This window comes from Vreelandella sp. ssv (assembly GCF_059448525.1).
In genome coordinates, this window is sequence record NZ_CM182545.1 from 3060671 (window position 1) to 3074645 (window position 13975).

At 52.7% G+C, this 13975-nt stretch carries 10 protein-coding genes, 1 tRNA gene and 1 pseudogene; 7 read left to right on the forward strand and 5 right to left on the reverse strand.

Annotated features, from left to right (window positions below; genetic code table 11):
- Nucleotides 1-114: 114 nt before the first annotated feature.
- Nucleotides 115-2178 (reverse strand): TonB-dependent siderophore receptor, encoded by a 2064-nt coding sequence (locus AC5TBW_RS13935; protein WP_495509136.1) that lies wholly within the window; start codon nucleotides 2176-2178, stop codon nucleotides 115-117.
- A gap of 409 nt (nucleotides 2179-2587) precedes the next feature.
- A tRNA-Ile gene (locus tag AC5TBW_RS13940) sits at nucleotides 2588-2664 on the reverse strand.
- Nucleotides 2665-2776: 112 nt separating this feature from the next.
- Here AC5TBW_RS13940 and AC5TBW_RS13945 point away from each other — a divergent pair.
- Nucleotides 2777-3367, forward strand: a complete 591-nt coding sequence (locus tag AC5TBW_RS13945; protein ID WP_495509137.1) for a hypothetical protein — start codon at nucleotides 2777-2779, stop codon at nucleotides 3365-3367.
- Between the two features lie 33 nt (nucleotides 3368-3400).
- Here AC5TBW_RS13945 and AC5TBW_RS13950 read toward each other — a convergent pair whose 3' ends face one another.
- Nucleotides 3401-5209 (reverse strand): ABC transporter ATP-binding protein, encoded by a 1809-nt coding sequence (locus tag AC5TBW_RS13950; RefSeq protein ID WP_495509138.1) that lies wholly within the window; start codon nucleotides 5207-5209, stop codon nucleotides 3401-3403.
- Nucleotides 5210-5243: 34 nt separating this feature from the next.
- Nucleotides 5244-5603: pseudogene (locus AC5TBW_RS13955) on the reverse strand (ATP-binding cassette domain-containing protein); the annotation flags it as partial.
- A 166-nt stretch (nucleotides 5604-5769) separates the two neighbouring features.
- Here AC5TBW_RS13955 and AC5TBW_RS13960 point away from each other — a divergent pair.
- From AC5TBW_RS13960 to AC5TBW_RS13975, 4 genes are all read left to right on the forward strand, one after another.
- Nucleotides 5770-6645 (forward strand): AEC family transporter, encoded by an 876-nt coding sequence (locus tag AC5TBW_RS13960; protein WP_495509139.1) that lies wholly within the window; start codon nucleotides 5770-5772, stop codon nucleotides 6643-6645.
- 118 nt (nucleotides 6646-6763) lie between these two features.
- Nucleotides 6764-7948, forward strand: a complete 1185-nt coding sequence (locus AC5TBW_RS13965) for a PQQ-dependent sugar dehydrogenase (RefSeq protein WP_495509140.1) — start codon at nucleotides 6764-6766, stop codon at nucleotides 7946-7948.
- Nucleotides 7949-8001: 53 nt separating this feature from the next.
- Nucleotides 8002-9447: a sensor histidine kinase gene (locus tag AC5TBW_RS13970; protein WP_495509141.1), complete on the forward strand. Its 1446-nt coding sequence runs from the start codon at nucleotides 8002-8004 to the stop codon at nucleotides 9445-9447.
- Nucleotides 9448-9458: 11 nt separating this feature from the next.
- Complete coding sequence (locus tag AC5TBW_RS13975; RefSeq protein WP_495509142.1) at nucleotides 9459-10859, forward strand: sigma-54-dependent transcriptional regulator; 1401 nt, start codon at nucleotides 9459-9461, stop codon at nucleotides 10857-10859.
- A 190-nt stretch (nucleotides 10860-11049) separates the two neighbouring features.
- Here the strand turns inward: AC5TBW_RS13975 and AC5TBW_RS13980 are convergent, their stop codons facing one another.
- Nucleotides 11050-11505: a hypothetical protein gene (locus AC5TBW_RS13980; protein ID WP_495509143.1), complete on the reverse strand. Its 456-nt coding sequence runs from the start codon at nucleotides 11503-11505 to the stop codon at nucleotides 11050-11052.
- A 389-nt stretch (nucleotides 11506-11894) separates the two neighbouring features.
- Here AC5TBW_RS13980 and AC5TBW_RS13985 point away from each other — a divergent pair, with 389 nt between their 5' ends.
- Both AC5TBW_RS13985 and AC5TBW_RS13990 read left to right on the forward strand, forming a co-directional pair.
- Nucleotides 11895-13097, forward strand: a complete 1203-nt coding sequence (locus tag AC5TBW_RS13985) for a quaternary amine ABC transporter ATP-binding protein (protein ID WP_495509144.1) — start codon at nucleotides 11895-11897, stop codon at nucleotides 13095-13097.
- Entirely contained in the window at nucleotides 13097-13927 is an 831-nt protein-coding gene (locus AC5TBW_RS13990) for an ABC transporter permease (protein WP_495509145.1), read from the forward strand. Before AC5TBW_RS13985 ends, AC5TBW_RS13990 begins: the two co-directional genes overlap by 1 nt.
- The last annotated feature ends 48 nt before the right edge of the window (nucleotides 13928-13975 follow it).

The following is a 13975-nucleotide window of genomic DNA, read 5'->3' on the forward strand; positions in this document are numbered from 1 at the left end:
CCCACAGTTTGGTTCTTCATTACAGCTCAAAAGCCTGGACTCTATAAACATATAGCCCAGGCCTGAGTGTTTTAAGCTAAGCCCTCAGTACTGGGCTTAGCCTTTAGATTACGCTTACCAGCTATATTTAACGCTGCCAATCACACTGCGGGATTCGCCGTAGTAGCACCAGTATTCACAGCTCGCTACGTATTCTTTATCGGTGAGGTTATTAACGTTGACCTGAGCTTCCCACCCATCGGCAAATTCGTAACCCACCATGGCATCAACCAGCGTGTAGCTATCCACTTCCGTATTATCAGCGACACTGGTATCAACCGTGCTGCCCACGTAACGCACGCCACCGCCAAGTGTGACGCCATTTAGCGCACCGCCGGTGAAGGCGTAATCCAACCACGTAGAAGCTTGGTGACGCGGTATCAGCGGCGCGCGGTCATCATTCTCCAGACGAGAATCGGTATAGGTGTAAGCCGCAGTGACTTTTAGGTTATCGGTAAGATAGCCAACGCCTTCCAACTCAAAGCCCTGCGAAGTGCGCTCCCCCTCTTGTACCTGAAAGCCTGCTGGGGAGTTCACTAGCGTATTGCTCTCTTGCAAATCAAAAACGGCAGCCGTTACATAGCCATCCCAGCCAAAGGGAGCCACCTTGACACCGGCTTCCCATTGACGCCCTTCGCGGGGATCATAAAGCTCACCATCGCTATCCACCCTGCCAAGCGGGTCAAAGGATTCGGTGTAGCTTATATAGGGGTTAACACCGTTTTCACCTAGATACATAGCACCACCCGACCAAGATACTTGATCGTCATCCGAACGCTGGGTCGTTCCCGCCGTTAGATTACTGTTTTCGGTTTCTGCTTGATCGTAGCGCACACCGCCTAGCAGCACCCAACGGTCATCAATGCGCAACTGATTTTGGGCATAGAGGCCGGTTTGTTCCTTATCGATTTCGCGTTTGAGCAGATCATCCACGCCCACTGGCGTAAAGTTGCCATAAGTGGGGTCAAAGATATCGATAGGATCGCCAAACGGGAAAGGATCCGCTTCCTGACCACTCACACCGAGGTTCTGATAATCTGCCCCAAGCAGCAGCGTATTTTCGGTACGGTCAGTGTACCAAGTACCCACCATGCGGTTATCAACAGTCCAGCTATCGATCGAGCCATCGCGATAAACATGGCCCCGGGCTGCCTCACGCTCATTAGCCATAAAGAAGGCGTAAGTGCTGCGAAGTTCTAAATCCAATTCGCTGTAGCGTAAATCCTGCTCGAAGCGCCAGGTATCGTTGAGGCTGTGACGCAATTCGTAACCTAACGCCCACTGGGTGCGCTCATCTTTATCGTAACCCGGCTCACTGAGATTGGTTTGCGGATCAACGCGGCCAAAGGGAGTATTTTCCACAGTGCCGTAGGGCAATTTGAAGGAATTAACGGGTACGCCGTCATCCTTTTGCACACTGGCTAAAAAGGTAACGGTCGTATCGTCGCTGAAATCAACCGCTAGGCTGGGCGCGAAGTAGTAGCGCTCGTTATCAGTGGCGTCTAAATCACCATCACGCTCTTTATAGAGACCCACTAGGCGATAGCGTACATCATCTGACTCCCCCACCGGCCCACTGGTATCAATCCCTACTTGGCGATGGTTGCGGTTGCCAAGTTGCAAATTAACTTCACCTTGAGGCGTCTCTGTCGGGCGCTTGCTCACCGCATTAATCAAACCGCCAGGAGGCGCTTCACCATACAAAATAGACGATGGTCCCTTAAAAACATCGACCCGCTCAAGACCATAGGGCTCGGGTAACCACTGATAAAACCCTTCGCGATAGATGCGCAGACCATCTTGATACGTTGATTGGTCAAACCCGCGAACCTTGAACCAGTCGGTGTTGTTATCGCTTCCGTAATGGCCTGAAAGCACGCCTGCCCGGTAGCGGAACGTTTCATCTAACTGCTGAACGTTGCGGGTTTCCAACTCTTCACGGTCAACGCTAGAAACGGGACGCGGCGTTTCTACCAACGGCGTGTCCACCTTTAGCGCAGTGGCAGTCACTACCACGGTGTCGTTGGAAGTAGTCTCTTCCTGCGCATAGGCAGTTGCACAAAAGAGCACTGCAGTAACGGGAATCAACGCGGAAATTGAGCGCGCCAAGGGGCGACGAGCAAACGGCAGACAAGGCATGATCAGGACTCAGTTGGAATTAGGAACAAGAAATACAATAAACATCATGATAATCGTTGTTATTAGCATTCATGATAGCGCTTTTGAATAGTTGCTTTCAATTGCTTAGTGCGGGGATTTTCAACGCAGTCAGAGAGCAAATGCCTGTTTATGGCTGAGAGCAGCCCAGAAATTTCTAGTTAGCTCAACTAGCGGCCTTAGCCTGCTGCTATCTGGTATAAAACAGAGACTAACTTTCCGCAAAGGCGTAGGAATTTATTCACGTATGGACTAGCTACTCCCTGTTGCGTGCCGCAAGCCGTGGAGCGCTATAAAGACGGAGATAAACAAGAGAGGGCCAAACTAATGGTGGGAGCCTTTGGGCAAGAGACTCATCATCCCTTGCTTTTAAAATAGGCAAATATAGAAATGGTGGGCCCAGTAGGACTTGAACCTACGACCAAGGGATTATGAGTCCCCTGCTCTAACCAACTGAGCTATAGGCCCGAAAAGTGTGCATATCATAGCGAATGTGGCAGAGTGAGGCTACCCCCTTTGCGCTATCTTGATGTCATTACGGCACTTTATGAGGATTGGGCAGTCTGGTGAGTAGTTCTTTATGCGGAGACGCGTTGTGAAAGCATTGATTGCTCTATTTCCCTTATTGTTGGCGTTGCCCGTGCACGCTGACTGGCAGCTTGATCCCGGCCAGTCGCGGGTGCAGGCGTCGATTACCCAGTTGAACGGCGAAGCACCGCAAACCCATCACCATCAAGTGCGTGATCTGCAGGGTGATATCTCCAGCGATGGTACGCTGCGCCTGCCGTTAAAACTTAGCCAAACAGATGTACTTGAGCGGTTTGGCGAACTTCCGCCGTGGATAGGTTTGTTGGCAAACACCACCTTAGTAACACTGGTGGCGCAGATGCCACCCGAGCGGTTGGACAGCTTAGATATTGGTGAGTCACTTGTTGAGACGCTGGAGTTTCGCGTTCAGTCCGACATGATAAACCAGCAGGAAGCCGTGCCGCTGCGCTTTACTCGTGAAGGTTTGAACGAGATACGCGTGACCCACGCCGAGCCCATGGTGATAGATGGCAAAGCGCTAATGGCCAACAGCACGGTGCGTACCGTAATGTCGCTGTTGGGCTATCAAGAGATTGACGATCATGTACCCGTCACTCTGAACGCGCTCTTGGTTAATCGATAGCGTTTAACAGATAACTGTTAAACGCTGCGATATTTAGTGACTTAGCACCTCCACATCCCCCGCTTGGGCTTCGCCGGTTTGAACCCGCCACTGGGCGGCGTAGTGACCGTCCACTGTCAATAAGCTGGAATGGGTGCCTCGCTCGGCCACTTGGCCTTTCTCAATCACCACGATTTCATCGGCATGTACGATGGTGGAGAGCCGGTGAGCAATCATAATCACCGTGCGACCATAGGCGATGCGCTTAAGCGAGCGCTGAATGGCCGCTTCGGTTTCGTTATCGACTGCGCTGGTGGCTTCGTCCAGCACTAGTATCGGTGGGTCTTTAAGTAGCGCCCGCGCTAAAGAGAGCCGCTGGCGTTGGCCGCCGGAAAGCCGCACGCCCCGCTCCCCCACTGGCGTATCCAGCCCTTGGGGCAACGTTTCAATAAAGCTCCACGCTTCCGACGTTTTGGCGGCATCGATAATCGCCGCATCGTCCGCGTCAGGTTTGCCGTAAGCGATATTGTCGCGAATGCTACCTTCAAATAGATACACGTCCTGACTGACCAGGCCAACCGACTGGCGTAGCGAGTTCAGGCTGACGTCGGTAATCAGTTGTCCGTCGATCAGTACGCGCCCGCTTTCAGGGTCGTAAAAGCGCAGTAGCAGTTTGATGAGGGTTGATTTGCCCGAGCCGGTCGCCCCCACCAGCGCTAAGGTATTTCCCGCAGGCACGTGCAGGTGAATGCCATCGACTCCGACAAGGCTAGTAGCGTAGTGAAAACTCACATTATCAATCGTCACTTCGCCGCGTACTGGCTGGATGAGCGGTGTAGTGCTGTCATCTTTAACCGTAATCGGCACTTCAAGCAGGTCAAGAATGCGCCGCGTGCTCGCCATGGCACGCTCAAACAAATCAATCACCTGGGCCAGCCCGGTGAGCGGCCAGAGCAGTCGCTGGGTTAAAAACACCAGCACGCCGTAAGCACCTACGTTTAAGGTGCCGTTGAGCGCCATCATGCCGCCAACGGTAAAGGTGGCGAGAAAGCCCGCCAAAATCGCCATGCGGATAACCGGAATAAACGCGGAGCTAACCTTAATCGCTCGGCGGTTCGCTTCTACATAGGCTTCACTGGCATCGCGCATGCGTTCGGCTTCGCGGTCTTCGCTGGTAAAGCTTTTAATCGTGGCAATGCCACTGAGGTTATTGGTTAACCTGCTGGCTAAATCACCGACCTTTTCACGCACATCGCTGTAAAGCGGCCCGGCTTTGCGCTGAAAGAAGAACGCGCCCCAGATAATCAGCGGAATCGGGGTAAACGCCAACAGCGCGATCAGCGGCGAAAGCACAAAGAATACTGCGCCTACCGCCACCACGGTGACCACTACCTGAATCAGCGCATTGGCACCGCCATCCAGAAAGCGCTCAAGCTGATTGACGTCATCGTTCATGGTGGCCACTAGCTGGCCGGAGCTTTTTGATTCAAAGAACGCCATATCCAGCCGCTGAGCGTGCTCGTAAGTATCCTGCCGCATATCCGCCTGTAAACGTTGCGCCAAGTTGCGCCATAGAATCTGGAATAAGTACTCAAACAGCGACTCCCCTGCCCAGATAAAGAACGTCAGTACCGCCAGCATCGTGATCTGCTGTTGAGGAGTATCAAATCCCAAACTTGCCACAAAGCTCTGCTCTTGATTCACCACCACATCAATGGCGACACCAATCAATATCTCGGGGGCAATATCAAACAGCTTGTTGATAACGGAACAGGTAGTGGCGGCAATAATGCGCCGCCGATAGCCCTTGGCGTAGCGCAGTAGCCGCACCAAAGCTTGAAAACTGTGCGCAGGAGAGGACACAAGTATTCCTTTCTAAAATTGTTGTAGGCCTAAGCTAGCCACTCACCGATGAGCGCCGCACATTAGCAAGCAGCGGGCTACCGATCTCAGGATCGATTAATAGTGTGCACTCTACTTGATAAAGCGTGCGTACTAAATCTTGGGTGAACACGGTGGCAGGCGGCCCTTCCGCCACAACTTACCCTTCCTGCATAGCGATTAAGTGATCAGTATAGCGGCGGGCACTGGCGAGGTCGTGCAGTACCATCACGACGGTAAGGCCGTGCTGGTCTACCCGCTGGTCTTCTGCTGACCACTGGCGCAACCACCCTTGATAGGGCTGGCGGCCAAAGCACATCAGCTCGGAGACGGTTAAGCCTTCCGCCGCAACGGCCTCTTGAGGCGATAGCGCCAGCTAGCGACACAGCTGGCGCTATTGGAGTTTTTACGTAGCCAAGTGCCCGCACAGTGGCGCACCTTAACCGCTACTGTTTAGGGTAATTCGAGTGTTTACCTTGCCAGTTAGCCCGCTCATTAACGACAATAGGCTGCTAACAAACAGCTGATTGCCAAGGACAGTAATGCTTGCCGAACTTTTTGCCGTTATGGCGCCCGTGCTTGCCGGGGCAGGACTTGGCTTTTTATGGATTCGCTTAGGACACCCCTACCCAGTCGACTTCATCACCCGACTAGTATTTAACATCGGCACTCCCTCGCTGGTATTGGCCTCACTGGCGGGCGCCGACATTGATGCAGCCACCTTTGGCCAAACGATGCTTGCCGCCGCGCTGGTGATCCTTACCATGGGCGCCGCGACCTTTTTGGTGGCAAAACTGTTACGCCGCAGTTGGCGGGTATTGCTGGCACCGATGATGTATCCCAATACCGGCAATATGGGCTTACCCGTGGTGCTTTACGCGTTTGGGAGCGCGGGGTTTGCCTACGGCATTACGGTGATGGTCACCGTATCGCTATTTCAGTTTACCTTAGGCGCGGCGCTTAACAGCCAAGGCAATCCCTTCAAAACCCTGCTCAAAACGCCCACGGTGTACGCCATTATTATTTCCATGCTACTGCTGCTAACCGGCACCTCGCTGCCACCTTGGTTAGCAAATACGGTGGATTTAATGTCCGGGTTCACGGTACCGCTAATGCTGATAACTCTCGGCGTGTCACTGGCCAGCATTCAGGTTAAAAACCTGCGTTCGGGGCTGGGGTTTAGCCTGGTGCGCATCCCTCTCGCCGCCGCAGCGGCTTGGTTTATTGCTGGTTGGGTGGGCCTTCCTCCGTTGGCACAAAGCATTTTAGTGGTGCAGATGTGTATGCCAGTGGCGGTATTCAACTACCTATTTGCCCAACGCGCTCAACGCGAACCTGCCTATGTAGCCAGTTTGGTATTCTGTTCAACGCTACTAGCGCTGATTTACCTGCCGGTGCTGCTCGCCATACTCATGTAAGCCCGTTTGTTTCAATAGCGCCGTTTAAGCACTCTTGGTGGAACGCAGACGGTGGCCTAGAGTCACTGCTAGACTATTTCCAACGATAACGGGTAATCACACGATCAGGGGGCAGACGATGCATAATACCAACCAGAGCAATCACACTTCCCGCCACTTCACCCCTGGGGTTTGGGCAGGCATCAGTGGACTCATGCTGGCGGGCGCTATTAATACAGCCCATGCAGACGTCGTGCAGGAATCGTTGGAAACCGATCACCTCACCCTTTCCATCGAGCGCATTGCGGATGGGCTGGAGCACCCATGGGCGGTGGCGTTTTTACCCGATGGCCGATACTTAGTGAGCGAACGCAGCGGGCAGTTGAATCTTATCGACCCCGAAAGTGGTGAGACCACTACGCTGGAAGGAATGCCAGAAGTGAGTTCTCGCGGCCAGGGAGGCCTGTTAGATGTGGTTTTGCACCCTGACTTTAAGGGCGACAATGGTGAAAACGACTGGATCTATTTCACCTGGAGCAAGCCTGAGGGCGATAACAGCCGCTCAGCGCTATCGCGGGTAAAATGGCAGGGCAATAAGTTGGGCGAGGTGGAACACCTATTTGAACAGGATCGGGCCTCCGGGCCTGGCCGCCACTATGGTTCGCGGCTAGCATGGCTGCCCGATGGCACGCTACTGATGAGCATCGGCGACCGTGGTAGCGAGCCGCCCCGCGCTCAGGCTAGCGATGACCATGCTGGCTCAACGTTGCGCCTTACCGCCACCGGCGGCGTGCCGAATGACAACCCTTTCGTGAATGATGACGCAACGTTGGATGAAATCTACTCCATGGGTAACCGCAATATCCAGGGTATGACCGTGATGAGTAACGGTGAAGCCTGGGCGTCAGAGCACGGTCCACGTACCGGTGACGAACTGAACCATATTGAAGCAGGCAATAATTATGGTTGGCCAGAGGCTACTCAGGGCAATGATTACGCCACGAATGAACCGATTGGTGAACACTCATTGCCAGGCATGGTTGATCCGGTTTACGTCTTTGACGGTCGTTTTGCGCCCGCCGGGCTTGCAGAAGTGACCAGCGACGCCTTCGGCGAGTGGCAAGGAAACTTATTGGCCGGCGGGCTAGGCAGTGAGAAACTTCTGCGCTTGCGCTTAGAGGACGGCAGCGTGGCCGAAGAAGAACTAATTTTAAATGGTGAAATTGGCCGCATCCGAGATGTTCGCCAAGGGCCGGATGGCATCTATTTGCTTACCGACGACCCCCAGGGCGGCTTATACCGTCTTGCGCCAGCGAATCCGTAGAGCTCCATTCACTCGCTGATACTAAATCGTATTAATACCACCATGGATGCCGCATGCGACTACGCAATTTGATTATTTTAACAGTGATCGTTCCGCTGTTTGTCATCCTAGTGGTATTTAGCTTAGTGGCGATTAAGTCGCTTGAGGATAACGTCCGTTCGAAGCTGCAAACGGAGGTCGAAATCATTACCCGTACGCTGAGCTCTTCGCTCAGCTACGCGGTCACTCCCGACAGCAATACCCCACTTGAGGAAGCGCTACAATCGGCATTCTCCTTCCATCGCATTTATGGCGCCTACGTATTTGATACCGACGGGCGCGATATATACGGACTAGGTCTGGGTAAAGATATTTTCAGCCAGGAAGAGATTCAGCAAGTCATTGAGCGTGATGACTTATATAGTAACTATCGACAGCACGATGGATGGAATTACTACTCTGCGTTGACACCTTTGCGCTCACAAGATGGCACTGTGTATGGCGTACTGCAGGTTAATCGACTCAATACGGGCATTGAGAACTACACTGGTTTTATCAGTATCGTGGCCGTGTTGGTATTTGTGATTGGCGCCGCCGGGATTGTATTTAGTATTTGGTGGGGCTTCCGTCGACATATTGAGCGCCCGCTTAACCGCTTACTCCACGTAATGTTATTGGTAGAGGATGGTGATCGCAGTCAACGCGCCGCCGAAGACGGCCCGACTGAATACCGTCGCCTCGCGTCTGGGTTAAATGGCATGCTGGACGCAATGGCGGAGAAAGACCACGAGATCGAAGACCGCCAGCGGCGTGAGATAGAGCTTGAAAAACGCCTGCGCAAATCGAAAAAACTGGCTGAGCTGGGCGTACTGGCCGCAGGCGTAGCCCACGAGATAGGCGCGCCGCTCACGGTGATTAATGGTCAGGCTCAGCGCTTGGCCCGCCGCGACATTATTGGCGATGACGAACGCGCACGCTTAGGGCGGATCCGCGGTGAAGTAGAACGGATTGTCGAAATTGTGCGTCAATTGATGGAGTTAGGCCGACAACATAATGTTGAGAAAGGCGAACTTGCGCTTGATCAGCTTATTATGAGCGCCAGTGATTTAGTGGAAGAAGAACTAGAGCCCCGCAATATTCGCCTAGACATTGAATTACCGACACCGACACCCAATTTACTCGCCAACGGGCAACAAATTGTTCAGGTGTTAACCAATTTGCTGAGAAATGCCGCGCAAGCACCTGAGGTCAGCCGTATTCGGGTGCGAGCACAGCAGCAAGTCCACGAATTAGTACTATGGGTTGAAGATGATGGTCCGGGCATTCCCGACTCCCATCACCAAAAAGTATTCGACCCATTTTTCACCACCAAACCTGTCGGACAAGGCAGTGGTTTGGGGCTCTCAATGGTACACCGTATTATTAACGACCACGGCGGCACGATCGGCGTGTTTGACAGCGTCCTAGGCGGCGCTGGATTTGAGATTACGCTTCCCCTTAGTGAAACCGCATCCGCGTGAGGAAAACGTTTGTGACCCATCAGGAACACCTTTTACCTTTATTGGTGGTGGAAGATGACGCCGCTATACGTGAGTTATTAGAGGAAGAGCTGCAGGATGCAGGCTATACCACGCTGGGCGTCCCTAGCGCTGAAGAGGCTATTGCCTTACTGAGCCACACCACCGTCTCACTGGTTATTACCGACGTACGCCTGCCGGGAATGACAGGTATCCAGTTACTTCAGCAGCTGCGCCAAGCGGGCAGCGAGCTGGGGATTATTGTGATTACCGCTTTTGGCACCATTGATCAGGCCGTTGAGGCACTAAAGCTTGGCGCAGATGACTTTCTAACCAAGCCGCTTGATCTTGATGCTATTCGCGATGCCGTCTTTCGGGTACTGGAGCGCCAGCGTTTGGCGGTGTCACACGATGCGGAAATCAGCCATTTCCACGGCATCGTGGGTAAAAGCCATGCCATGCAGGCGCTGTTTCATGACGCCTCTCGTCTTGCCAAAAGCGATGCGCCGATTCTGATCTTGGGTGAAAGTGGTACCGGTAAAGAGCTGCTCGCCCGAGCCATTCATCAGGAAAGCCCGCGTAATGACCAGCCATTCGTGCCGGTCAACTGCGCCAGCATTCCAGCAGACTTGATGGAAAGTGAGTTCTTTGGCCATGTTAAAGGCGCCTTTACCGGCGCGAATGAAGCGCGCCGTGGCTTATTTCACAGTGCACAGGGCGGCAGCCTGTTTTTGGATGAAATAGGTGAAATGCCAATTAATCTGCAGGCTAAGTTACTGCGGGCGCTGCAGGAAAAGACCGTCCGCCCGGTGGGTGGCGAGCGCGAAGAACCTGTCGATGTACGCATCATCGCGGCGACCCACCGCCACCTAGAAAAAGAGATAGAGGACGGTAACTTCCGTAGCGATCTTTTCTACCGATTGGAAACTTTCTCGCTGCGCATTCCACCGCTACGCGAGCGAGGCAACGATATCGAGCACCTTGTTTTTGCCCTTATCGATAAGCATTCTGAGGCACAGGGCAAGCAGATTGAGCAAATCGAACCCGCCGCACTCAATAGCTTGCTTAATTACGCCTACCCCGGAAATGTGCGCGAATTGGAGAACGCCATTATGCGTGGCGTTACCCTGAGCGAAGATGGCTCCCTTAGCCACAAGGATTTACCCGAGCGCCTGCGGGAGCAATCAACGGTGGAAACGGGTACACCTTTGGTGCCTGCCGTCAGTGGTGAAGTTCTTGCTGGAGGCCAACTACCAGCCCCGCCTCCGATTCGCTGGCCTAGCTTGGAAGAAGTTGAAAAACGCTATATTAACAAAGTTTTAGAGGCAACTGGCGGCAACAAACGGCGTACAGCTGAGGTATTGGGAATTGCTCGACGGACGCTCTATCGCCGCTTAGAAGATAATGATGAGTAATTGATACAGCCTTAGCTGGCTGTCAGCTAAACGCGAGTCAAAAAAAACCCCCGCAGGCGCGGGGGTGAAAAGGATGGTAAACCGTGTGGAGCAGCCGCAGGGAACAGACAGCTGATGCGATTTACCATCGTAGGGATCGGTAACTTTACTCACAATTTCAAAAAAAACGTTTCACGACTCGATAATCTAATTACTGAGTAGAGGTCGCATCTTCACCATCTTCTGTGTCGGTGCCAGGCATAGGATCAGTACCTTCACCAAAACCAACTTCCTCGTCATTAGGATTAACGGTGCCGTCTGCGGGCTCATCCATTGTATTTTCAGGCAAATTCTGACCAGTCATTGACGCTTCTGAATCATTACTATCTTGCAGAGTTGAACCTTGATCCATGGAACCTTGTGAACTTGACTCTTCCGGCAAGCCTGGATCTTGCTCTATTTCTGGCTCTTGACTCATGGTCGTTTCAGGCTGAGTCGTCGCGTCCTGTTCTAGGGGCGTAGTCTCCTCAACGGGTGGCGCAGCTTCTTCATTGTCGCCGCAACCCGCTAAGACAATGACACTCGCTGCTGTCGCCATCATACACAGCGTTAACCAACGTGGGCGCTTGGGGATTTGCTGATGTTCAATGTGGTTATGACTATCCATAATACCCACCTCCATGACTGGCACCGTTAATATCTACGTCTACTAGGCTAAATATCTAACTAGCTAAACAAAAAGCTGCTCTTTTTAACCGTTAACCTTCTTTACTGTACATACACTTAATGTGCCAATTATAAAAAATAAATAAAAAACTATTTTAAATCAATTACTTAAAAAACAACGATCATGTCCACAAGTTCTCGCTTACCTAAAAATGGGTGGGTAAAAAATGGCACATGTGGCGTCAATCGTTCCGTTTAACGAGCCGTTGTGACACATAGCCCCTACCTATGTATAATAATTTTTAATAAATTACCCAACTCAAGCTCTTATTTCTTTATGAATGGCTTAAGTACGACCCGTGCCATTCTCCTCAACAAAAGGCATCGCCGATGGACGAAACACGACCCGTCAAAATTAAAGTGCGCGGCTTAAGTAAAGTCTTTGGTAAGCAACCACAAAAAGCCATTGAGCTGCGCAACCAGGGAATGAAGCGACCCGAAATTCTCGAGAAATCAGGTCAGACGCTGGGGCTATCGAATATTTCGTTTGACGTTTATGAAGGCGAACTGCTGGTCATAATGGGCCTTTCGGGGTCGGGAAAATCGACGCTGATCCGCTGTCTTAATCGTCTGATTGAGACCACCGAAGGTGAGATCATCATTGATGGCGAAAACATTCCGACGCTGAAAGAGAAAGCGTTACTGGAGTGCCGTCGCCGCCACTTCTCTATGGTATTCCAAAATTTCGCGCTATTTCCCCACCGCACTGTGCAGCAGAATGCCGAGTTCGGTCTGGAAATTCGCGGCGTAGAGAAAACAGAACGTCACAAAATTGCCCATGATGCGCTGAAGCAGGTTGGCTTAGAGGGTTGGGAAGACGCCTACCCGAATCAACTTTCCGGCGGTATGCAGCAGCGCGTTGGCCTAGCCCGCGCATTGGCCAATGATGCCACTGTCCTGTTAATGGATGAAGCCTTCTCGGCGCTTGATCCGCTGATTCGCAAGGACATGCAGCAAGAGCTTTTGCAACTGCAATCCAAAATGCAAAAGACCACAGTCTTCATCACTCATGATCTGGATGAGGCGCTCAATATTGGCGACCGCATCGTGCTGTTGAAAGATGGCGAAGTGGTTCAGATCGGCACGCCAGAAGAAATTCTGACTAAGCCTGCAGATGACTACGTGCGGCGCTTTATCGAAGGCGTTGACCGGGCGCGTATTTTGACCGCTGAAAGTGCTATGCGACCACTGCGCTCCACCGCCCGCGAAAGCGATGGGCCGCGCACGGCGCTACACCGCATGCGTGACCACAGTATCGACTCTATCTATGTGGTTGACCGTGAACGCAGCCTGCTCGGCCTACTTGAGGCCGACGCTGCAAGCCGGGCGATTGAAGAAGGCGCCGATTCGATTATCCCCTACTTAACCCAGGATTTTCGTAAAGTCCCTATGGATGAGCCGTTGCATAACCTCTTTGCCATGTTTAGTGAAAAGAGCTTCCCCATCGCCGTGACTGATAAGCAGGAGCAATTGCTGGGCGTGGTGGTTAAAGGCGCAGTACTCGATGAACTGGCACGGGCAGGAGAGCAATAATGGATATCCCACGCATCCCGCTAGGTGATTGGATTGAAAGCGGCCTGACTTGGTTGACCAGTGAATACTCATCGGTGACCCGAGGCATCTCTCGTTTCACTCAAACTGGCATTGATGTACTCAACGACAGCTTGATGTGGCTGCCTGAGTGGGCGCTGCTCGGCTTGATCGCACTGCTCTGCTGGAAGCTAGCGGGCGTTCGCTTGGCAATAGGCGCGGTGGCTGGCCTCGCGTTGATCTGGAACCTGGGTCTATGGAACCCGATGATTGAGACGCTCACGCTGGTGGTGTTTGCCACCATGGTGGCGGTGGTCATCGCTCTGCCCGTCGGTATTGCCGCAGCGCTATCCAATCGGCTTTATCGGGTCATTATGCCGATTTTGGACTTCATGCAGACCATGCCGGCATTCGTTTATTTGATTCCGGCTATTCCATTTTTCGGCATTGGCTCTGTTTCAGCGATTTTTGCCACGGTGATTTTCTCGATGCCACCGGCGATTCGCTTTACCACCCTGGGCATCCGTCAGGTTCCAGTGGAACTCATCGAGGCCGCCGATGCTTATGGCGCCACGCGAGGTCAGAAACTGTTTAAGGTGCAGCTGCCGCTATCGCTGCCCACTGTCATGGCAGGTATCAACCAGACCATTATGCTCGCCCTCTCAATGGTGGTGATCGCCGCCATGATTGGTGCGGATGGCTTGGGCAGCGAAGTATGGCGTGCTATTCAGCGTCTGCGCCCTGGCGATGGTTTTGAAGCGGGCATTGCGGTGGTTATCCTAGCCATGCTGCTCGACCGCTTAACCCAGTCGCTTAGAAAAACGCGTCAATAAAGCAAAATGTCGGAAACGGCTGCGTTGAGTCAACGGCTTGCTAAGTCG